Annotated in this window: 15 protein-coding genes, 1 tRNA gene and 1 pseudogene; 7 read left to right on the top strand and 10 right to left on the bottom strand. The window is 63.7% G+C overall.

All coding sequences use genetic code 11. The features are described from left to right. Positions 1 to 320: 320 nt before the first annotated feature. Both ACUXVA_RS01350 and gltB read right to left on the bottom strand, forming a co-directional pair. On the bottom strand, positions 321 to 1778 hold the full coding sequence (locus tag ACUXVA_RS01350) for a glutamate synthase subunit beta (RefSeq protein WP_445490490.1): 1458 nt from the start codon (positions 1776 to 1778) through the stop codon (positions 321 to 323). Positions 1779 to 1950: 172 nt separating this feature from the next. Next, the gene (gene gltB, locus ACUXVA_RS01345) at positions 1951 to 6696 is read right to left on the bottom strand and encodes a glutamate synthase large subunit (protein WP_445490488.1); all 4746 of its coding nucleotides are present in this window, start codon (positions 6694 to 6696) and stop codon (positions 1951 to 1953) included. Positions 6697 to 7189: 493 nt separating this feature from the next. Here gltB and ACUXVA_RS01340 point away from each other — a divergent pair, with 493 nt between their 5' ends. Continuing rightward, complete coding sequence (locus ACUXVA_RS01340; protein WP_445490486.1) at positions 7190 to 7948, top strand: hypothetical protein; 759 nt, start codon at positions 7190 to 7192, stop codon at positions 7946 to 7948. 143 nt (positions 7949 to 8091) lie between these two features. Here the strand turns inward: ACUXVA_RS01340 and ACUXVA_RS01335 are convergent, their stop codons facing one another. Further along, positions 8092 to 8574, bottom strand: coding sequence for an Hsp20 family protein (locus ACUXVA_RS01335; protein WP_445490484.1), 483 nt, complete (start codon positions 8572 to 8574; stop codon positions 8092 to 8094). Between the two features lie 195 nt (positions 8575 to 8769). Between ACUXVA_RS01335 and ACUXVA_RS01330 the strand changes: the two genes are divergently transcribed. After that, entirely contained in the window at positions 8770 to 9717 is a 948-nt protein-coding gene (locus ACUXVA_RS01330; RefSeq protein WP_265081888.1) for an alpha/beta fold hydrolase, read from the top strand. 13 nt (positions 9718 to 9730) lie between these two features. Continuing rightward, positions 9731 to 10363: a LysE family translocator gene (locus ACUXVA_RS01325; protein WP_265081889.1), complete on the top strand. Its 633-nt coding sequence runs from the start codon at positions 9731 to 9733 to the stop codon at positions 10361 to 10363. Here the strand turns inward: ACUXVA_RS01325 and ACUXVA_RS01320 are convergent. The 5 genes from ACUXVA_RS01320 to ACUXVA_RS01300 form a co-directional block, all read right to left on the bottom strand. Then, entirely contained in the window at positions 10360 to 11115 is a 756-nt protein-coding gene (locus ACUXVA_RS01320) for a sulfite exporter TauE/SafE family protein (protein WP_265081890.1), read from the bottom strand. The two genes, ACUXVA_RS01325 and ACUXVA_RS01320, sit on opposite strands and share 4 nt — an antisense overlap. A gap of 49 nt (positions 11116 to 11164) precedes the next feature. Further along, positions 11165 to 12139 carry a Crp/Fnr family transcriptional regulator gene (locus ACUXVA_RS01315; protein WP_445490480.1) on the bottom strand — a complete coding sequence of 325 codons (975 nt, stop codon included), beginning with the start codon at positions 12137 to 12139 and terminating at the stop codon, positions 11165 to 11167. Between the two features lie 315 nt (positions 12140 to 12454). Next, entirely contained in the window at positions 12455 to 13237 is a 783-nt protein-coding gene (gene hisN, locus ACUXVA_RS01310) for a histidinol-phosphatase (protein ID WP_265081892.1), read from the bottom strand. Between the two features lie 614 nt (positions 13238 to 13851). Then, positions 13852 to 14016 (bottom strand): Flp family type IVb pilin, encoded by a 165-nt coding sequence (locus ACUXVA_RS01305; protein ID WP_265081893.1) that lies wholly within the window; start codon positions 14014 to 14016, stop codon positions 13852 to 13854. A gap of 142 nt (positions 14017 to 14158) precedes the next feature. Then, positions 14159 to 15046 carry an N-formylglutamate amidohydrolase gene (locus ACUXVA_RS01300; protein ID WP_265081894.1) on the bottom strand — a complete coding sequence of 296 codons (888 nt, stop codon included), beginning with the start codon at positions 15044 to 15046 and terminating at the stop codon, positions 14159 to 14161. A gap of 280 nt (positions 15047 to 15326) precedes the next feature. Here ACUXVA_RS01300 and cpdR point away from each other — a divergent pair. Both cpdR and ACUXVA_RS01290 read left to right on the top strand, forming a co-directional pair. Further along, positions 15327 to 15687 (top strand): annotated as a pseudogene (cpdR, locus tag ACUXVA_RS01295) (cell cycle two-component system response regulator CpdR). Between the two features lie 104 nt (positions 15688 to 15791). After that, positions 15792 to 15866, top strand: a tRNA-Val gene (locus ACUXVA_RS01290). A 100-nt stretch (positions 15867 to 15966) separates the two neighbouring features. On the opposite strand, the gene ACUXVA_RS01285 is transcribed toward ACUXVA_RS01290, so the two are convergent. Then, positions 15967 to 17451: a lipopolysaccharide biosynthesis protein gene (locus ACUXVA_RS01285; RefSeq protein ID WP_445490477.1), complete on the bottom strand. Its 1485-nt coding sequence runs from the start codon at positions 17449 to 17451 to the stop codon at positions 15967 to 15969. A 549-nt stretch (positions 17452 to 18000) separates the two neighbouring features. Here ACUXVA_RS01285 and ACUXVA_RS01280 point away from each other — a divergent pair. Further along, positions 18001 to 18873 carry a class I SAM-dependent methyltransferase gene (locus ACUXVA_RS01280; RefSeq protein WP_445490475.1) on the top strand — a complete coding sequence of 291 codons (873 nt, stop codon included), beginning with the start codon at positions 18001 to 18003 and terminating at the stop codon, positions 18871 to 18873. A 9-nt stretch (positions 18874 to 18882) separates the two neighbouring features. After that, complete coding sequence (locus ACUXVA_RS01275; RefSeq protein WP_265081897.1) at positions 18883 to 20004, top strand: acyltransferase family protein; 1122 nt, start codon at positions 18883 to 18885, stop codon at positions 20002 to 20004. Positions 20005 to 20092: 88 nt separating this feature from the next. On the opposite strand, the gene ACUXVA_RS01270 is transcribed toward ACUXVA_RS01275, so the two are convergent. Next, positions 20093 to 21229, bottom strand: a complete 1137-nt coding sequence (locus ACUXVA_RS01270; protein WP_265081898.1) for a M20 family metallopeptidase — start codon at positions 21227 to 21229, stop codon at positions 20093 to 20095. Positions 21230 to 21383 lie beyond the last annotated feature (154 nt).

Raw genomic sequence — 21383 nt, 5'->3', positions numbered from 1 at the left:
TATCCACCAGCCATCGCCCGCAAACGTAGCGTGCGGGCGGCGACGATCAATCGGCCTTTGGTCGCGGTCGGGACATGACGACGTTCGCCGGCGGAACAGGCCCGCGGCGCAGAGGGAACATGGAGCATGAGAACCGGGGGATCGAGAGAGGGAGATGTCACGACCTTGAGGTCGCGCAGCAATCCCGCTTTTGTGTGGTCATCGGAGTGAGTCCCGATTTATCCACATGCGCTGCAACTATCACATCAGGCGCAGGTCGTGAGTTCCCCGCTCCGCTTCGCGAAGCAATGCCTCGCGAAGCAGAGAGGTGAAAACCGTCGTTACTTCGGCAGTGTCGTGCTGCCCATCAGCTGCTGGTCGATGGCGCGTGCGCACAGGCGGCCTTCGCGGATCGCCCACACCACCAGCGACTGACCGCGGCGCATGTCGCCGGCGGAGAACACCTTCGGCAGCGAAGTCGCGAAGTCGGTGGTGGCGGCGCGGACATTGCCGCGCGGATCGAGGTCGACGCCAAGGGTCTTCAGCAGGCCCTCATGCACCGGATGGACGAAGCCCATGGCCAGCAGAACGAGATCGGCCTTGAGCACGAATTCGGTGCCCGGGATCGGCTTGAACTTGTCGTCGACCTGTACGCAGTTAAGCTGTTCGACCTTGCCGTCGGAGCCCGAGAAGGTCTGGGTCAGCACGGCGAATTCGCGCTTCGCGCCTTCGGCCTGGCTCGACGAGGTCCGCATCTTGAGCGGCCAATAGGGCCACGACAGGCCCTTGTTCTCGTGTTCCGGCGGCGCCGGCATGATCTCGAGCTGGGTCACCGATAGCGCGCCCTGGCGGAACGAGGTGCCGATACAGTCGGAGCCGGTGTCGCCGCCGCCGATGACGACGACATGCTTGCCGCCGGCGAGAATGTCGGAGACGGCGCCGAGCGGCTCGCTGGAGACGCGGCGGTTCTGCTGCGGCAGGAAATCCATCGCAAAGTGGATGCCCTTGAGGTCGCGGCCGGGGATCGGCAGGTCGCGCGCGGCCTCGGCGCCGCCGGTCAGCGCAACGGCGTCATGCTTCGCCAGCAATTCCTGCGGGTCGATCGCGTTGGGCGAGGTGCCGCCGACAGCGCGGCCGTAATGGAAGGTGACGCCTTCGGCCTGCATCTGTTCGACACGGCGGTCGATGACGTGCTTTTCCATCTTGAAGTCGGGAATGCCGTAGCGCATCAGGCCGCCGGCCTTGGCGAACTTCTCGTAGACATGGACGTCATGGCCGGCGCGCGCCGGCTGCTGGGCACAGGCCATGCCGGCCGGGCCGGCGCCGACCACCGCAACGGACTTGCCGGTCTTCACGGCGGCAATCTCCGGCTTCAGCCAGCCGTTATCCCATGCCTTGTCGACGATAGCGCATTCGATGGTCTTGATGGTCACCGGGTTGTCGTCGATGTTCAGCGTGCACGACGCCTCGCACGGCGCCGGGCAGATGCGCCCGGTGATCTCCGGGAAATTGTTGGTGGAGTGCAAGTTGCGGGAGGCCTCTTCCCAGTTGCCGTTGTAGACGAGGTCGTTCCAGTCCGGGATCTGGTTGTTGACCGGGCAGCCTGGCGTGCCGGGCTGAACCGAGCCGGTGCCGTGGCAATAGGGAATGCCGCAATTCATGCAGCGCGCCGCCTGGTCGCGGACGTCCTTCTCGTTCAGCGGAATGACGAACTCGCTGTAACCCTTGAGGCGTTCGGCGACCGGCGCATACTTGCGGTCGTGACGTTCGATTTCCAGAAAACCTGTGATCTTGCCCATGTAACCCAACGCCCCTGCAACTTGTCCCATCGTCATCCTGAGGAGCGAGCCCATTTGGGCGAGCCTCGAAGGATGAGTGTTCAACTTCCGTGTTCAACCATCCGTGTTCAACCATCCGTCGCCCTTCGAGGCCGTCGCTGCGCGACGGCCTCGAAGGGCGACGGGCTCTGTGTTACGCCCCGATCGCGAGCTTCGGTTCGGCGTCGGCGTTCTTCGCCTTCAGTTCCTTCAGCGCGCGGCGGTATTCCACCGGCATCACCTTGCGGAATTTCGGCAGCCAGGTCTTCCAGTCCTTGAGGATGGTCGCCGCCTTGACCGAACCCGCGAGCTTGGCGTGGCGCGAGATCAGCACGTGCAGCCGCTCGATGTCGGAGTCGAGCAGGTCGGCGAACACGTCAACCCGGCCGTGGGCCTCGAGATCGCCGGACTGGTGATAGGTGTTCTCGGCGATCATCTCTTCCGACAGCACCGGCTCCAGTTCGACCATGGCCATGTTGCACAGCTTGGGGAATTCGCCGTCCTCGTCGAGCACATAGGCGATGCCGCCGGACATGCCGGCCGCGAAGTTGCGTCCGGTCTTGCCGAGCACCACGACGATGCCGCCGGTCATGTATTCGCAGCAATGGTCGCCGGCGCCCTCGACAACCGCCACCGCACCGGAGTTGCGCACGGCGAAGCGTTCGCCGGCGACGCCGCGGAAGTAGCATTCGCCCTCGATCGCGCCGTACATCACGGTATTGCCGACGATGATGGACTCCTCAGGCACGATACCGGAATGCGCTGGCGGGCGCACGATGATGTGACCGCCGGACAGACCCTTGCCGACATAGTCGTTGCCTTCGCCTTCGAGATCGAAGGTGATGCCCTTGCACAGCCAGGCGCCGAACGCCTGGCCCGCGGTGCCCTTGAAGGCGACGTGGATGGTATCGTCGGGCAGGCCGGCATGGCCGTAGATCTTGGCCACCGTGCCGGACAGCATGGCGCCGGCCGAACGGTTGGTGTTGTTGATCTCGCTCTCGATCTTCACCGGCGCGCCGCGGTCGATTGCGGGCCCGGCCTGCGCAATCAGGGTACGATCGAGCACGCCTTCCAGGTGATGATCCTGGATTTCCGAATGATAGATCTTCTGGCCCGGCAGTTCCGGCTGGCGATGGAACAGCTTCGAGAAGTCGAGACCCTTGGCCTTCCAGTGCGACACCAGCTTCGACTGGTCGATCATCTGGGTCTGGCCGACCATCTCGTTGAAGTTGCGATAGCCGAGCTGGGCCATGATCTCGCGGACTTCCTCGGCGACGAAGAAGAAGTAGTTGATGACATGCTCGGGCTGGCCGGTGAAGCGCTTGCGCAGCACCGGGTCCTGGGTGGCGACGCCGACCGGGCAGGTGTTGAGATGGCACTTGCGCATCATGATGCAGCCGGCCGCAATCAAGGGTGCGGTGGCGAAGCCGAATTCGTCGGCGCCGAGCAGGGCGCCGATCACGACGTCACGCCCGGTGCGGAAGCCGCCATCGACCTGCACGACGATGCGGCTGCGCAGCCGCTCGCGCACCAGCGTCTGGTGGGTCTCGGCGAGGCCGATTTCCCACGGAGAACCTGCGTGCTTGATCGAGGTCAGCGGGCTTGCGCCGGTGCCGCCTTCGAAGCCGGCGATGGTGACGTGGTCGGCGCGCGCCTTGGCAACGCCCGCAGCCACCGTGCCGACGCCGATTTCCGACACCAGCTTGACCGAGACCTGGCCCGTCGGATTGACGTTCTTCAGGTCATAGATCGGCTGCGCGATGTCTTCGATCGAATAGATGTCGTGATGCGGCGGCGGCGAGATCAGGCCGACACCGGGCGTGGAGTGGCGGACCGCCGCGATGGTCGCGTCGACCTTGTGGCCGGGCAACTGGCCGCCTTCGCCGGGCTTGGCACCTTGCGCCATCTTGATCTGCATCATGTCGGAATTGACGAGATATTCCGTGGTGACGCCGAACCGGCCGGAGGCGACCTGCTTGATGGCCGAACGCATGGAGTCGCCGTTGGGCATCGGCTTGTAGCGGTCGGATTCCTCGCCACCCTCGCCGGTGTTCGACTTGCCGCCGATCCGGTTCATGGCGATGGCCAGCGTGGTGTGCGCCTCGCGCGAGATCGAGCCGTAGGACATCGCGCCGGTGGCGAAACGCTTGACGATCTCGGCGGCGGGCTCGACCTGGTCGAGCGGCACCGGCTTGCGCTTCTCGTCCTCGGCGGTCTTGATCTTGAACAGGCCGCGCAACGTCAGCAGCCGCTCCGACTGCTCGTTGAGGATCTTGGCGAACGCCCTGTAGCGCTCCAGCGAATTGCCGCGCACGGCATGCTGCAGCGTCGACACCGACTCCGCATTCCAGGCGTGGTCCTCGCCGCGGCTGCGATAGGCGTATTCGCCGCCGACATCGAGCGCGGTCTTGTAGATCTGGATATCGCCGAACGCTTCGGTGTGGCGGCGCACCGTCTCCTCGGCGATCTCGGCGAGGCCGACGCCTTCGATGCGGGTGTGGGTGCCGGCAAAGTACTTGGCGATGAACTCCGCCTTCAGGCCGACGGCGTCGAAGATCTGCGCGCCGCAATAGGACTGGTAGGTGGAGATGCCCATCTTCGACATCACCTTGAGCAGGCCCTTGCCGATCGACTTGATGTAGCGCTTGACGATCTCGTAGTCGTCGAGCGCCGTGGGCAGCTTGTCCTTCATGGCGATGATGGATTCGAACGCCAGATAGGGGTTGATCGCCTCGGCGCCATAGCCGGCGAGGCAGGCGAAGTGATGCACTTCGCGCGGCTCGCCGGATTCCACCACGAGGCCCACCGAGGTGCGCAGCCCGACGCGGATCAGATGGTGATGCACGGCGGCGCAGGCCAGCAGCGACGGGATCGGAATACGGTCCGAGCCGGCCATGCGGTCGCTGAGGATGATGATGTTGACGCCCTCGCGGACGGTGGCCTCGGCGCGGGCGCAGAGTTCATCCAGCACTTGCTCGAGTCCCGACGCGCCGAGGCCGGCATGGAAGGTGGTGTCGAGGGTGCGCGAGACGAAATGTGAATCCGCCACGTCGGTGATGGAGCGGATCTTCTCGAGATCACTGTCGGTGAGGATCGGCTGGCGCACTTCGAGGCGCTTGGTGCCGGCCGTGCCGCCCTTGAGATCGAACAGGTTCGGCCGCGGCCCGATGATCGAGACCAGGCTCATCACCAGCTCCTCGCGGATCGGATCGATCGGAGGGTTGGTGACCTGGGCGAAGTTCTGCTTGAAGTAGGTGAACAGCTGCTTCGGCTTGTCCGACAGCGCCGAGATCGGCGTGTCGTTGCCCATGGAGCCGGAGGCTTCCTCGCCGATGGAGGCCATCGGCGTCATCAGGATGCTGACGTCTTCCTGGGTGTAGCCGAAGGCCTGCTGGCGATCGAGCAGCGGCAGGTTTGAGCGCTGGCCCTTGGCCGGCGCGTCGGGCAGTTCCTCGAGCACGATCTGCGTGGCCTTCAGCCAAGACGCGTAGGGATGCATCGAGGCCAGCGACGCCTTGATCTCGTCATCCGGAATCAGGCGGCCCTGTTCGAGGTCGACCAGCAACATCTTGCCGGGCTGCAGCCGCCACTTGGTGACGATGTCCTCTTCCGGAATCTTCAGTACGCCCATTTCGGACGCCATCACGATGCGGTCGTCCTTGGTGACGAGATAGCGCGCCGGGCGCAGGCCGTTACGGTCGAGCGTGGCGCCGATCTGGCGGCCGTCGGTGAAGGCCAGCGCGGCAGGGCCGTCCCACGGCTCCATGATCGCGGCGTGGTATTCGTAGAAGGCGCGGCGCTGCTCATCCATCAGGGGATTGCCGGCCCAGGCTTCCGGAATCATCATCATCACGGCGTGCGGCAGCGAGTAGCCGCCCTGCACCAGGAATTCGAGACCGTTGTCGAAGCAGGCGGTGTCGGACTGTCCCTCATAGGATATCGGCCACAGACGGCTGATGTCCTTGCCGTACAGCTTGGAGTGGATCGAGGCCTGCCGCGCCGCCATCCAGTTGACGTTGCCGCGCAGCGTGTTGATCTCGCCGTTATGCGCGACCATGCGATAGGGATGCGCCAGCGACCAGGTCGGGAAGGTGTTGGTGGAGAAACGCTGATGCACCAGCGCCAACGCGCTCTCGAAATCCGCTTCGTGGAGGTCGGCATAGTAGCTGCCGAGCTGGTCGGCGAGGAACATGCCCTTGTAGATCACGGTGCGGCACGACAGGGAACACGGATAATAGCCGGCCAGGCCGCGCTCGCGGCGCTGATAGATCGCCTGCGAGATCGACTTGCGGAGGATGTAGAGGCGGCGTTCGAATTCATTCTCGTCGGCGATCGGCGCGGTGCCGCGGCCGATGAACACCTGCATGTTGGCGGGTTCGGTCGGCTTAACGCTTTCGCCCAGCGACGAGTTGTCGGTCGGCACCGGGCGCCAGCCCAGCAGGGTCAGGCCTTCGGCCTTGATCTGGTCGGCGATGATGCTCTTGATCACCGCCCGCCAGTTGGTCTCGCGCGGCATGAACAGCGCGCCCACGGCGTATTCGCCGGGCGCCGGCAATGTGAAGCCGAGTTCCGCGGTCTTGCGCGCGAAGAAGGCGTGCGGGATCTGCACCAGAATGCCGGCGCCATCGCCGAACCGCGGATCGGCGCCGGTGGCGCCGCGATGCTCGAGGTTGCAGAGAATGTTGATCGCGTCGGCGACGATCTGATGGGACTTCTTGCCCTTGATGTTGGCGATGAAGCCGACGCCGCAGGCGTCCTTTTCCCCGGCCGGATCGTACATGCCCTCGGCTGGCGGGCGCCAGGTATGCAGCTCGCGCGCGAATTCGGCGGGTTTCAACGCCAGGTCCGCCGACAGCGCATCGGTTACAATCGTCTCGCGCTCGTGGTTAGACCCGCTCATCTTCATCCTCTCAACCCCGTCAGGGGTTCTGCCGTCGTCGCGCACCTTGGCTGTTCGCGGCACCCACCGGGCCACCGCTCGCTCACCGCGAGCCGCTGTTTAAGAATTCAGGCGGTGGTGCCCATCGTCCCCGGCGGCCACCCCTACCTCGCAATTCAGGCGTCTAGGCGCCTGTTTGGCTGCAAACCCTGTGCCGGGTTCGCGTCCCCAAATTGAGACAGCTTTGCTGTCCTAACCCGGACCTTGCCAAATTTTTTTCTATCACACAAGCGCGCGCGAGTCCTCTGTCGCATCGCAACCGGCGCCCGCAAAATGCACCCGCAGGCCGCGGATTTGATGCGGCGGTGCCGCGATCCGGCCCAAGCGTTGCCGGATTCAGCGGAGAGGTTGCGTGCCGGTCAGCCAGGCCTCGCAGGGCGAGCGGACCGCCGGGGAGCGTTGGGTCGGAAGACTGGCCGCACTCAGGCGCGGGGGCGACAAAGGAGCATTTGCGATGAAGCTGTATCTGGGATGGGTTGTGTCGGCGGGCGTGATGGTTACCGCTGCGGCGGCAAACGCGCAGGTCCTGGTTCCCTATCGGATCGGCGCCGCGCCAACTGTGGTGATCTCCGACGTTGATGGGCCCTATGCGGCGATTCCGCCGGAGATGGCGGTGCCACGCTACGGCCCGCCGGTGCTGCCGCCGCGGGAGATCTACGCCATCGCCCGTGAGAATGGTTTTGCGCCGCTTGGCGCACCGCAGCAGCGCGGGGTGGTCTACACGATCTCAGCGATCAATCGCGACGGTGAGGATGGTCGACTGGTGATCGACGCCCGCAACGGTCGGCTCGTCCGTTTCATGCCGGCCGATCGCTTGGGTGACCGGATGGGCGAGGAGACCGTCACCACCTACGGGCCGGTCGGCGCGCTGCCGCCGGCGCCAGATTATCGCCGGCCCCCGCGCCCCGCGGCGGTGCCGCGGCTCGCCAGCCGCACCCCCTCGGTGCCGTTGCCCAAGGCGCCGCCACCGCGCGCCATGGCAACGCCCGCCAAGCCTGTGGCGAAGGTGCCCGCCGTGGCTGTGGCCCCCGAGGTCAAGCCTGCCGTGCCGACGGTCCAGCAGGCGGTGGTCGCGCCGAAACCGGATCCGGACAAGGTGCGGGTGATCCCGCTCGATGCCGCACACGCTGTCGATGCGCCGGCCGAAGCCAAGCCCGCCGCGCCTGCCATCGCGCCGACCGAGGCAATGCCGCCGGTGCAGGGGCTGGATTGATCTGACCGGCAGATGGCGCCAGTTTCTCTCCCTCGCGGGAGAAGTGCCGTGGGTGATGTCAGCGGCGTGCGCCACCCATGAAAAAGCGCCCCGGTTTCCCGGGGCGCTTCATATTCAATTGGGCTCTGTCGAACTATCCGCGTTCAGGCGGCCGCCTTCTCGGCGCTGCCGTCGACCACCTGCGGCGCGGCGACTGCCGTGCTGGTGGTGATGGGGATGTTGCGCGGCTTCTTGGCCTCCGGAATCTCGCGGACGAGGTCGACGTGGAGCAGGCCATTCTCAAGCGAGGCGTTCTTCACCTGGACGAAGTCGGCCAGCTGGAACGCGCGCTCGAAGGTGCGCGCCGCAATACCGCGGTACAGCACTTCGGACGTCGCCGGTGCATTCTGGTTCGCGGCTTTCTCGCCCTTGATCGTCAGCGTATTCTCCTTGGCGACGATGGAGAGCTCGTTCGGCGCAAAGCCGGATACCGCGACGCTGATGCGGTAGTCGTTCTCGCCGGTGCGCTCGATATTGTAGGGGGGATAGCCGGGCGACCCATCGCTATTGGCCTGGTCGAGCAACGAGAAGAAGCGGTCGAAGCCGACGGTGGAACGATAAAACGGGGTCAGATCGTAGGTACGCATAATGAGTCCTCCATTGAGCGACTGTTGCAGTAACCCGCCCGCCATCGGGCCGGGCATTGTTTCGTGCAGCCTAGAGAGGCCTGCACGAAGGTGATATGGGAGGACCGGCGCGGCCTGCAAGAGGTCGCCAAAGATTCCTGTTTCCGGCCTTTCATCTCTTGAAATCCAGCGATTTTCACCTAACCGGTCCCGGTCATGACGCTCGTCTCGATCCCTGCCAACCCCGTCCCGGACGATGTCGTCTCAGGCACCATCAAGACCCCCGACGGCGCTGAACTACGGTTCGCGCGCTGGGCGCCGCCGGCGGGCCGCAGGGGCACGGTGTGCGTGTTCACGGGTCGCGGCGAGTCGATCGAGAAATATTTCGAGACAGTGCGCGACCTGCGCGACCGCGGCTTCGCGGTGGCGATGATAGACTGGCGCGGCCAGGGCCATTCGTCGCGGCGGCTGCGCGACTCCCGCAAGGGCTACGTCCGCGATTTCGCCGATTTCGAGATCGATGTGGAGACCTTCGTGCAGCAGATCGTGCTGCCGGATTGTCCGCCGCCGCATTTCGCGCTGGCGCATTCCATGGGTGGCGCGGTGATGCTGCGCATCGCTCATTCAGGCAAGCGCTGGTTCGACCGCATGGTGCTGTCGGCGCCGATGATCGACCTGCCCGGCCACAGCACCTCGCTGGCGGCCCGCACGCTGATCCGCGCGATGCGATGGACCGGGCAGGGCGGCAACTATGTGCCCGGCGGCAACGACGCGCTGACCGGTGCGACGCCATTCGCAGGCAACAAGCTGACCAGCGATCCGGTGCGCTACGCCCGCAACGCCGCGATCCTCGAAGAGGATCCGATGCTGGGCCTGGGCTCGCCGACGGTGGCCTGGGCCGATGCGGCGTTCCGGACCATGCGGGCGTTTCGCGAGGCCAGCTATCCCACGCAGATCCGCCAGCCGATCCTGATGCTGGCGGCGGGCCAGGACCAGATCGTGTCGACGCCGGCCATCGAGGAATTCGCCTATCATCTGCGCGCCGGCTCGCATCTGGTCATCGCCGGCGCCCGCCACGAGATCCTGCAGGAGCAGGACCGCTATCGCGGCCAGTTCTGGGCGGCATTCGACGCGTTCGTGCCGGGCACGCCGTTGTTCAAGTAGAGAGACCGACGCCATGCTCGGCATTCATGACTTCTGGCTGTTCATCGTGGCGGGGCTGCTGCTCAACGTTACGCCGGGCCCTGACACGCTCTACATTGTCGGTCGCGGCGTGCAGATGGGGTGGCGCGGCGGCGCCGTCGCGGCGCTCGGCATCAGCGCCGGCTGCTTGGTGCATGTGTTCGCCGCGGCGGTCGGTCTGTCGGCGCTGCTGGCGGCGTCGTCCGCGGCCTTTACGGCGGTCAAGCTGATCGGCGCGGCCTATCTGCTGTATATCGGCGTCCGCATGCTGCTGACGCGGTCGCCTGCGCCGGCCGAGGCGCCCGACCTGCCGACGCTGTCGCTGCACCAGGTGTTCTGGCAGGGCGCGCTGACCAATGCGCTCAATCCCAAGGTGGCGCTGTTCTTCCTGGCTTTCCTGCCGCAATTCGTCGATGCGGCGTCGCCCGGCAAGGGATTGGCCTTCGTCGCGCTCGGCCTGGTCTTTATCTTCAACGGCACGCTGTGGAATCTCGGCATGGCGGCCTTTGCCGCCCGGGCCGCCGGACGGCTCCGTCGCTCCGACGGCGCGCTCAGGTGGATCAACCGCGTGCTCGGTGGCGTGTTCGTGGCTCTCGGAGTTCGCGTGGCGATGCTCGAGGCGCGTTAACCGGCGAGGACCGACCAGGTCGCGCTGCCAGCGAGATAAAGACCGAGCAGCAGCATGGCGATCAGGAACCAGCGGCGGAAGGCCTCGGGCTGCAGCCGGGTCCGCACCGCCTGGCCGATGAACATGCCGCTGAAGGCTGCGACCATGGCGACGATGCCGGGCAGGGCGGTGGAGGCGTTGAGCAAGCCGGCACTGGTCAGGTTGAACGCCTGCGACAGGGTGGCGACGGTGAAGAAGACCCCGAGCGCCTGCACCAGTTCGTCCTTCTCCATGCCGATCGACTGCATGAAGGGCATGGACGGGATCACCTGGACGCCGGTGGCCGCTGCCACCACGCCGGTGAGGAGCCCGACGATGCCGCCAATCCAGCGTTCATTGGCCGGTTCGACGCTGAAGCTGAATTTCACCAGGCTGATCAGCGCATAGATCACCAGCAGGAAGCCGAGAACGATCGCGCCATACCGCGCATAGGGGCCGGTCATCAGGCCGCCACAGCTCCAGATACCAAATGCCGTGCCGACCATCAGCGGCCATAGCCGGCGGATGATGTCGCGCAGATAGGGGCCGACGAAGGTCTGCCAGATATTGGTGACGATGGCCGGCAGGATGACGATCGTCAGCGCTTGCACCGGCGTCATGGCGACGGCGAGCAGGCCCATCGACACGGTGGGCAGGCCGAGGCCTATGACACCCTTGACGAAGCCGGCAAGCGCAAAGACGGCGGCGATGAGAACGATCAGCGAATCCGGCATGACGTGACATTGAACGATCGGCGCCGCGCGTCAATCACTGCCGGGTGCCTTATGGCGTTCGGGCGGCATGTTCCTGCAGCGTCTGGTAGCACTCGCACGACACGCGCTCCAGCGCGGTCCGGTCGACGATCTTGATCACGCCGCGGGAGTAGGTGATCATGCCGGCGGCCTGCAGCTTGCCGGCGACTTCGGTGACCGAGGTGCGGCGCACGCCGAGCATTTCGGCCATCAGTTCCTGGGTCAGGCTGACTGTGCCGTTCTCCGCACGATCGGCGGACTGCAGCAGCCAGCGGGCGAAGCGTTCCTCGACCGGATGCAGCGCATTGCACGCGGCGGTAACCCGCGCCTGCGTCAACAACACCTCATTGTACTGGATGCACATGTTGCGTAGCGGCTCCGAGCCGGACACCGCCTTGCGGAATTGGGCCGATGAAATTCTGGTTGCTGTGACCGTTAATTGCACGACGCAGCGAACCATCGAGCGATACAGGCCGAGCCCGGCCATGGCGCCGACCACGCCTTCGCGGCCGACGGTCGCCGTCTCGATGGCTTTGCCGTCGCGCATCACGGCCAAAAGCGAGAGCATCCCGCTGTGAGGGAAATATACCTGATCAGCCTCCTCGCCGGCTTCGAGCAGGATCTGGTTCTGCGGATAGGAGACTGTCGTGAGGTGCGGCGCGAGTAAGTTGAAATGCTCACGCGGCAAAGCGGCAAGAAGTTTGTTTTGCATAGGATCGTTGTTAGGCAAAGCGACTATCCGCCCGATCGGTCGGGCCGCGTTGCCGCAGGGGATGAAAACAGCGCTCCGAGAGGGCCTTCCGCGAGAACCTAGTGATATAGGAATTGCAAGAGTGCTTTGTCGGTCCGGAACCGGGCTTAGCGGTTTCGTAGCTGACCGGTGGGGAAAGCCTGCAAATGGTTGAGCGGCAGCGACTCGGACTGAAAAACGTCCGGCCATGCGAATTATTTTTTGTCCGCGACCGGACGAAAACAGCATTTTTTGCGGGAATTGCTGCATTTGCATCGTTTGTCGATGCGGGGCGTTGATTGTCGCACGCTTTCGCGAACGAAAGGCAGCGTCGAATTTTGTCGGCCGTCGGCGGCTACCCGGCCTGCTGCAGGGTGATGCGACGGCCGGGCTGCGGGCAATGGCATTCAGCCCGATCGCGAGAGCACGGGCTCGCCCCTTGCCGTCTCTCTCTCTCTCTCTCAATCGGAAGGCGGGAGACGGTCGGCCCACGGGGGGGGCGTTGCGCAGTTCTGCCGCCAGAGATTTTAAACCTAGAACGTCGACTGCGAGAGCTTGGAGGAAGGCGTTCGCAACCGCCGGTGCGCGAGGTTAGCGGTTGAGCAGCTTCAGCGCCGCTTCGTGCACGCGCGGGTCGCCGGCAGCGACAATGCGACCGCCGCTCTGGGCCGGCTGGCCCTCCCAGTTGGTGATGACGCCGCCAGCGCCGGTCACGATCGGGATCAGCGCGGCGATATCGTAGGGCTTCAATTCGGTCTCGATGACGATGTCGAGATGGCCGGCGGCCAGCATGCAGTAGGAGTAGCAGTCGCCGCCGTAGCGCGTCAGCCTGACCTCGCTCTCCACGCGGTGAAAGGCCTCGCGGTCGGCGGTGTTCATCAGCAGTGGGCTGGTGGTGAACGAGGCGGCCTCCTGCAGCGAGGCGCAGCGCCGCACCGCCAGCTTGCGATTGCCGGTCGGCCCCTGGTAGCGCGCCGAACCGCTGTCGCCGCTGAAGCGCTCGCCGATATAGGGCTGGTGCATCATTCCGAATACCGGCGTGCCCCGGTGCAGCAGCGCGATCAGCGTGCCCCAGATCGGAAATCCGGAGATGAACGATTTGGTGCCGTCGATCGGATCGAGCACCCAGACATATTCGGCGTCTTCGCGCTCACTGCCAAATTCCTCGCCGACAATTCCGTGTTGAGGAAAGTTCTGCTTGATCAGCCGGCGCATCACGGCTTCCGCCGCGCGATCGGCCTCGGTCACCGGGTCGAAGTCCAGGCTGCTGCCCTTGTTATCGATGCTGAGCGAGGTGCGGAAGAACGGCAGGATGGTTTCGCCGGAAGCGGTCGCGAGGCGGCCGATGAAGGCTGTGAAGTCGATAACCGTCACGGGGGCATCCTTTGCGGCGCTCGGGCATGAGCTCGTCGCCTCCTATACAGGGCGATCTCTTTGACTGCATCTCTCCATCGCCGATTCGTGAAGGATTATCCTGTCAGCGGAGTGCTGAATCGCATTGAGATTTCGATAAGTGGGGTGGCCGATGCCGATCACGAAATCGGGATTGAAGTGAATATTAATTCATTACAACGATTGGTCAAAAGGGCTGACGTTTATATAACCTATTGATATATATTAGGAGTTTTGTGAATTGTAGCCATTTTCTTGGGGCCACCCATGCAAAAAGCGCATGCAAAACCCAGCAAAAACTCTTGCTCTTTGTGCGCCGCGGCCGCATATTGTTGCGGTGCGGTAACGCCTCGCGTTATCGCTGCCCTCCTTGGGCGTTTCCTCCCTAGACTTGGGCCGCTTGCCAACGCAAGCGGCCCTTTTTTCTTTGAGCACATGGAGCCGTCGTGTCGAGTGATCGATGGACGGCGCCCGGGCCTCGTCTAGCTTCGTCTTCTCACCCCGACAGCCTCGGGTGACACTGACGAATGGGAGGGCCTCGGGAGGTCGCCGTGCTGGCTGAGAACCTGCATCGACTGGCCGAGAGTCCGGCCGCCTTACTTCAGCGACCCGTTGATATCGCTGAACTTGGTGTTGATATTGGTGCCGAGGCCATTCACGACCGCGATGATGGCCAATGAAATTCCGGCGGCGATCAGTCCGTATTCGATTGCCGTTGCGCCCGATTCGTCGGACCAAAAAGCCTTCAGTTTCCGTCTCATGCTACCTCCTGTGCATTGCGCGGTGGGTATGTACCGCAGGCACAAATCTGGATGGGGGAACCTAAGGTTGAGTAAACGGGTTGTGTAAAATTATGCCGGCACATTGCCGCACCCAGGCACCGGCGCGAAACGCCGCCGATGCCTATTCGGCCGCAGCCTGGAACGGGCCGAGCTCGCTCAGCGGGATACCGGCAAGCGCCTCGGCGAGAACCGTAAAGTGTCCGGCGATCTCGGCGAATCGTTCGGTGCGCTCGCGGCGGCGTTCATCCATGTAGATGGCCCGGTTGAGCTCGATCTGGATCGCGTGCAACCCACTGGCGGGATTGCCGTAATGCTCGGTGATGAAGCCTCCGGCATAGGGCTTGTTGCGGCCCAGCGCGTAGCCGAGGCCGCTGAAGGTGTCGCCGACCACGTCGACGAGAACGCTGGCGCAACTGGTGCCGTAGCGGTCGCCGATCACCACATCGGGCCGTCGCGGCTCGTCGCGGGAAATGCCGATCGACGGCATCGAATGACAATCCACCACGATGGCTGCGCCAAAGGTCTGGTGCGCCTTGTTGATCAGCCGGCGCAACGCTCGGTGGTAGGGCTTGTACAGCGTCTCGATGCGGCTGAGGGCGTCGTCGACGTTGATGCGCTCGCGATAAATCTCCTGGCCGTCGCCGACCACCCGCGGAATGGTCCCGAGGCCGCCCGCCACCCGCATCGAGCGGGTATTGGCGAAGCTCGGCAGCCTTCCCGTGAACATCCGCGGATCGAGTTCGTAGGGCTCGCGGTTGACGTCGACATAGGAGCGCGGGAAATGCACCCGAACCACCGGAAAACCGCGATCGCTGAGTCCGGCAATCAATTCGTCCATGAACGAATCTTCGGAGCGGCGCAGCGCCACCACGTCGATGCGCGACGCGGTCAGAAACTCGTGCGGGTAGACCGAGCCGGAGTGCGGGGAATTGAAGATGATCGGCGCGCGCCAGGTGGCGGGCTCCACGATCTCGAAGGGAGGGGACAACTCACCATCAAACTGGGTCATATGCAGGCGCCGTCCCTTGGACTTCTCTGTCGATGCGAGGATTTTGCCAAACCCGGTATTTTACGGGGATCATTGTCGGCAACCCCGGTCGATCTGGCAATTGAAAAGCATCGTCGCGGCCAGGCGATCCGAAATCTCCGGTTTTGTTGATTCGCGTCGTATTCCGGCCGAATGATAGTGAGCTTCGTCCGCATGCTCGCCTCGCCTTCACCCGAAATTTACCAGACGGGGGCTTAGTGGGCGGAGTGATCCTCTTACCTGGGTTCGACGTTTAACAGCCATGCATAAGATCCTCCTTGCCGAAGATGACAACGACATGCGCCGTTTCCTGGTAAAGGCGCTGGAAAACGCCGGTTTCCAGGTCTCGTCCCATGACAACGGGCTTTCAGCCTATCAGAGGCTGCGCGAGGAGCCGTTTGAAATGCTTCTAACGGATATTGTGATGCCGGAGATGGACGGAATCGAGCTGGCACGCCGCGCCAGCGAACTCGACCCCGATATCAAGATCATGTTCATCACCGGCTTCGCCGCCGTTGCACTGAATTCGGATTCTGGAAGCGCCGAAAAATGCCAAGGTATTGGCCAAGCCGGTTCATCTGCGCGAATTGGTGAGCGAAGTGAACAAGATGCTGGCGGCCTGAGGCCTCGGCAATTTCTTGAAAAGAGGCGAGGATCTGCCGTCAGGCCTGCTTGCCTGTCGGCATCCGAGTCGCTATACGATCCGAACCCGATACGACCGGTTCAAGGGCGCGTAGCTCAGCGGGAGAGCACCTCGTTGACATCGAGGGGGTCACAGGTTCGATCCCTGTCGCGCCCACCATCCTAAGTCGCTGTTCCGTCGTTTATTTCCATTCACCGCCCATTGCCCGGCCGAGACTTGACCACATCGGTCAGGCGACGGCGTCAGTCGCCGTCCGCGGCTATTGGCTTGCCAGCCCCCGGCGCCGTGGGAAAATCTCGCGAATCCTCGCCGCATCCCGCAGCACGCGGCGGCCCGCAGCCGAGCAGCCGAGCGCCACGCCGACCGTCAGATAGGCGATCGCAATGCCGCCGCAGAACTCCACGGCATCTGGCAGGCCGTAGCGGTTCGCCATGACGGAGAGCGAAAACACGGCGACCGCGGCGGCGACGATGGCGCCGACGATCGGAAGCAACATGCCCGTGAATCTGGCCAGCGACACCGGACCATCCCGCGTCGCGGCCCAGATGGTCAGGCCATGGATCGGAATGGAGAACACGGCGAAGGACAGCGCAACGCCGACGGCGCCCCAGGAAATTCCCACCAGCAGCGACAGCACGGACATCACGTTGCCGATCAGCCCGTATTTCAGCAGCCGAGCCGTGCGCCCCTGGGTGATCATGAGCCAGGTCGCAACGGTGCCCAGCGGAGTCATCAGGCTGCCAAATGCGAAGAACGATACGATCGGCGAGCAGTCGATCCATTTCGGGCCGTAAAGCAGGCTGACCGCCGCATCGGACTGGATCGCGATGCATAGCAGGCCGGGCAACGTCACCAGCAGCGTGGCTTCCGCGATCTGCATGAACGCCTTGCGATACTGCTCATCGTCGTCGAGCAGCCGGGCGAGCACGGTCTCCGCGATCCGCGAGATCGGTGCCAGAATCTGCATGTAGGACATGGAGACCAGCTTGAACGCCCGATCGAACAACCCGACCTGAATCACGCCAAATAGCCGGCCCACCAGGACCGGGCTCAGATTGGCCGCGAAGAACGATCCGATCGACAGCCCGGTCAGGTGCGCGCCGAAGCGCAGGATGGGTATGGATTTTCGGAGGTCGCGCGGCCAGGAAGGACGGAAATCGGAGGCGATCCAGGCAATCGAGCCGGCCATGAACGCATGCGTGGCCTGCCCGATGACGATCGACCAGTAGCCGAACCCGTGAAGCGCCGTAGCGATGGATGCAATGACGTTGCCGATCACCGGAAGGATCTCGATGAGCAGCAGCGGCACCGGTCGTATGCCCCGCACCAGCAGCGCGATCTGCTGTGAGGAAAGACTGTTGACCAGGATTACGAACGACAGCGCGACCAGCACGGATGCGACGCGGCTGTCTCCATAGAAGGAGGCGGCCGCCGGAGCCACGGCCGCGATCGCCATCGCCACCGTGAGGCCCAGCCCGGCATTCATCCAGAAGATCAGGTTGCTTTCGTTCCGGGTCAGGCCGGGCCTCTGGACGGTCGCCTGCGACAGGCCCAGATCGTTGAAGATGGAAAGAAAGCTGAAGACCGGCACGCACATCGCCACGATGCCGAAATCGACCGGGCTCAACAAGCGGGCCAGCACGACCTGAGAGCCGAACAGAAGAACCGCCTTCACAAGCTGCGCTGCCACGCTGAGCACGGCCCAGCGCGACGCCTTTAGCATCAGATCAGGCGAGTGGGGCATTGTAGCGCGCGATCTCCAATGGGCGTCAAAGGCTGCTGGTGGTGGTACCGCAGGGGCTATCGTTCGCCGGTTAACATTCCCCGCGCGGGAACAACCTCGATTGCATTGCCCTCATGTCCGATTGAGCATTCTCTGCGCGGGCAGGCAAGAAAACCTTCAAGAGGTTCTTAACAGCCCACCGCCTGGAACCTGGTTGGCGCCATCTCAAAGTTAACTAAGTGTGGATTTTGCAGTTCCGCCATTTGCATGTGTTGCGCTAAGAAACAGCCGTGGCGCCACGACGTCGGATTGCTGCGGCCGCCATCATGATTTCCGAAGATGGATGGTTGCGACATGAATGCAGATGCCGTTTGTCCCGCATGCGCCAAAGCCGACCTTCAATCGCAGTTCTCGGTATCGGCTTCGCAGGCCGCTCAATCCATCGTTCTTCCGACTGCCGACCGCGATCGCAACCAGCGGCTTGAGGCGCATATCCGGTTCCTTTGGGGCGCGGACCGATGCGAGATCCTGAAGTGCAGGAACTGCGGATTCGGCTTCTCCCATCCGTTCGTGGCCGGCGATGCCGATTTCTACAACCTTGCGAATTCCGATGTGTCCTATCCGCAGGCGAAATGGGAATTCACCCGCACCATCGAAGCGTTGCGACGGTCGCGCCGCAACAATGCGAGCGTCCTTGAAGTCGGCGCCGGCGACGGATTTTTCCTGGACATGCTGGGGGCGGAGTCGATCGAAGCCAGGAACATCACCGCGGTCGAGTACAACACCAAATCGATCCGCAATCTCGAAAGCCGTGGCTATCGCACCATTGCCAGCGATATTCGCGACAAGCAGTTCGATGCCTATCAATCCGCATTCGATTTCATCTTCCTGTTCCAGGTCGTGGAGCACATGAGCGGTCTGGACGATCTGTTCGATCGTCTTCGCTATCTCCTGAAATCCGGCGGATCGGTTTTCATCGCGGTCCCCAACCCGCGGCGGATCGAGTACCAGGAGGCCAACGACTCGGTTCTGGACATGCCGCCCAATCATGTCGGACGATGGACGCCCCAGGCATTTTCCGAACTCAGCGCGCGCCACGGCATGCGCGTCGTCGCCAGCGAAATCGAGCCCATCGACTGGGTCGAGTTTCTCGAGCACGACATATCGTATAGCCATATCAGGCGGACCCAGCTGAAGCCGGATGGCATCCCGGCTCGCATCCGCAGTCTCCCGCGCGGCAAATTCCGCCGCCTCGCGGAGGCCGCGGCCGCTGTTGCCTATATTCCGGCTCGCCTGGGTGCGTGGGCTTCCGCATACCGCGATCGTCGGAATATGGGCGGATCGCTTTGGGTACAGCCGGAACGAGATCCTGCGTATCTGCCGCCGGCGTCGTCTCGCCAGGATCATCCGTCGGCTTCAGCGCCCCCTGTGACGGCAATCTGAGAATCTCATGTGTCCCAGAACTTAAGGAAAATTCCCTACCTTCCGGCGCTCGACGGCGTCCGCGCAATTGCGGTGCTGCTCGTCGTCTGGTCGCACTTTCCTTACGTCTCGGACTCGGCCATCTCCATGTCGATCTGGAAGGCCGGGCAGGCGCTTCGCGTCGGATATTTCGGCGTTGACCTGTTCTTTGTGTTGAGCGGATTCCTGATTACCAGAATTCTTCTGAGCGAGCTGGAGCGGACGGGCGCGATCTGCTACCGGAATTTCTTCGTCAAGCGCGTTCTGCGCATTTTTCCGATCTACTATTTGTGCGTTGCTGTTTTTGCAGTCTGCTTCGTCTGGAACAGAGACCTTTTGTTGAGTCTCCTGAGTTACACTTTCAATTGGTACAAGCCGTTTCATGTGGAGCCCATCGCGCTCGAGCACACGTGGTCGCTTTCGGTTGAGGAGCAGTTCTATCTTCTCTGGCCGCCATTGTTGGCCGTGCTGCCTGGCAGGCTGAGAGGCGTCACGACGGCAGTGGTGGTTCCTGCCGCGAGCATAGCGATTGCCCTGGTGATCTCGGCGAGCTTCGAAGGCAGTCTTGCGGCGAATATCATCTATATGTCGACCGCGACGCGCATGATCTCGCTGTCACTTGGCGCGTATCTGGCCGTGGTGGAATCCGCGCGGGGCTCGTCGGAAACATGGCGCTCCGTTTCGGTCCTCGTCGCCGGCACCGTCGTCCTGTTGCTCGACAATGTTGCTCGCGGCGTCCATTTGATCGCACCGGGCGGCTTTTACTGGAGCTTCGCGCTGTTCGGCTACGCGATGGTCTCGTGCGGGACGGTTGCGACATTGATTTTCTCGGATGGAAAAGCCGTCGCCTTCGTCAAGGATGTGCTGATCCTGAAACCCATTCGATATATCGGCAAAATCTCCTATGGCCTCTACCTCTATCACCTGCTGATCTTGTTCCTGCTGAACATCGCGCCGTATCAAACGGAGGGTGTCGGCACGTCGTTGTGGCGGCTGGCTGTGGCGGCTGTTCTGACGTTCGTGGTGGCGCACCTGTCGTATCGCTATATCGAGCTTCCGCTGCTCGGCTTGAAAGGTAGCTTGACGCTGAAGCAGGCGCCGGCGACGGTTTAATAGCGGCGGTGGGGTGGGGTGAGGCGCAGGCGTTGCCCGCGGGCCGTGCGTGGGTGCAATGCGGACCGCCTGCATCCCCGATATTCAGTCAGGTTGCGATCCCCGCCCATTTGGCCGCCAGCGCGGCGTAGATCGCGGTGGCGACGCGGATACGGTCGACTTCGCAATATTCGTCGGTCTGATGCGCCTTGGCGGCCTCGCCGGGGCCGAGAATGATCGTTGGTGGGTTGCCGAAGGCCGGCGTCAGCACCGAGGCGTCGGTGAAATAGGGTGCGGTTCGTGGCGCGGCGTCAGGTGTTTCCCCGGTGATCGCCTGCACCACGTCGCAGACCTGCCGGATCCACGGATCCGACGGGTCGGTCCACACCGAGCCGACATCGACGATCGGCTCCAGCGTGACGTCGGCCCCAAGCTCGGCGGCGAGGTGTTCGCGGATGCGGGCATGGTCGAGGCCGGGAATGCTGCGGATGTCGATGCCGATTTCGGCGCGGTCGGGGACGGAATTGACATTCAGCCCGGCCTGCACGGTGCCCACATTGAGGGTCGGCGATCCCAGATGCGGATGCGCGGCGATGTTGAACTGGAAGTTCTCCAGCGCGATCAGGGCGCGCGCGGCCTTGTAGGCGGCGTTGACGCCGAGATGCGGCATCGAGCCGTGCGCGGTGACGCCGGTCATCACGGCGCGCAGCCACAGCGCGCCCTTGTGGCCGACCACGGCAACGTTGGAGGTAGGCTCCGCCACCACGATGGCGCCGGCGCGGCCGAGCACGCCGGCCTCCGCCAGCAGGAACGCGCCCTCGCAGCCGATCTCTTCGCCGGCGGTGATCACCAGCACCACGCCGGTGGCCGAATGGATCAACTGGTCGGCGATGCCGCAGACGGCCGCGACAAAGGCGGCGACGCCGCACTTCATGTCGGAAGAGCCGCGTCCGTAAAGTCTGCCCTCCAGGATGGCACCGGCGAAGGGGTCGACGCTCCAGGCGGCGTTGCCGAGCGGCACGGTGTCGACATGGCCGGTGAAGCACAGCGGCGGCTTGCCAGTGCTGCCGCCGATCCGCGCGATCAGGTTGGCGCGGTCGGTGCCGAACGCGTGGACCTCGGTGGCGAAGCCGGCGGCGTGCAGCACCGCTTCCAGATGCTGGATGCAGACCATCTCCTGGCCGGGCGGATTGATGGTGTTGAGCGCGATCAGCTCGCGCGACAAAGCGATGGGGTCGATGATCATGAAGGGGCCTGCATGTCGAGAGGCGGCGACTGTGCGGCAGCCGCTGATGCAACGCAACCGCGCGCTCAGGCCATCGATTGGGCGTCGTCGCTGGAGACTGCATCGACGGTGCGCCGCCCGGTGCAGACAAGGCCATCGCCGCGCGCGATAGGCA

It is taken from the genome of Rhodopseudomonas sp. RCAM05734 (assembly GCF_052658035.1).
The sequence above is the reverse complement of the archived record's forward strand: the minus strand, read 5'-3'. Positions and strand labels throughout refer to the sequence as shown.

Bases quoted from the DNA above. Each gene is read 5' to 3' on its own strand.
- ACUXVA_RS01350 (WP_445490490.1), bottom strand. From the start codon at position 1,778: ATGGGCAAGATCACAGGTTTTCTGGAAATCGAACGTCACGACCGCAAG.
- gltB (WP_445490488.1), bottom strand. From the start codon at position 6,696: ATGAGCGGGTCTAACCACGAGCGCGAGACGATTGTAACCGATGCGCTG.
- ACUXVA_RS01340 (WP_445490486.1), top strand. From the start codon at position 7,190: ATGAAGCTGTATCTGGGATGGGTTGTGTCGGCGGGCGTGATGGTTACC.
- ACUXVA_RS01335 (WP_445490484.1), bottom strand. From the start codon at position 8,574: ATGCGTACCTACGATCTGACCCCGTTTTATCGTTCCACCGTCGGCTTC.
- ACUXVA_RS01330 (WP_265081888.1), top strand. From the start codon at position 8,770: ATGACGCTCGTCTCGATCCCTGCCAACCCCGTCCCGGACGATGTCGTC.
- ACUXVA_RS01325 (WP_265081889.1), top strand. From the start codon at position 9,731: ATGCTCGGCATTCATGACTTCTGGCTGTTCATCGTGGCGGGGCTGCTG.
- ACUXVA_RS01320 (WP_265081890.1), bottom strand. From the start codon at position 11,115: ATGCCGGATTCGCTGATCGTTCTCATCGCCGCCGTCTTTGCGCTTGCC.
- ACUXVA_RS01315 (WP_445490480.1), bottom strand. From the start codon at position 12,139: ATGCAAATGCAGCAATTCCCGCAAAAAATGCTGTTTTCGTCCGGTCGC.
- ACUXVA_RS01305 (WP_265081893.1), bottom strand. From the start codon at position 14,016: ATGAGACGGAAACTGAAGGCTTTTTGGTCCGACGAATCGGGCGCAACG.
- ACUXVA_RS01300 (WP_265081894.1), bottom strand. From the start codon at position 15,046: ATGACCCAGTTTGATGGTGAGTTGTCCCCTCCCTTCGAGATCGTGGAG.
- ACUXVA_RS01285 (WP_445490477.1), bottom strand. From the start codon at position 17,451: ATGCCCCACTCGCCTGATCTGATGCTAAAGGCGTCGCGCTGGGCCGTG.
- ACUXVA_RS01270 (WP_265081898.1), bottom strand. From the start codon at position 21,229: ATGATCATCGACCCCATCGCTTTGTCGCGCGAGCTGATCGCGCTCAAC.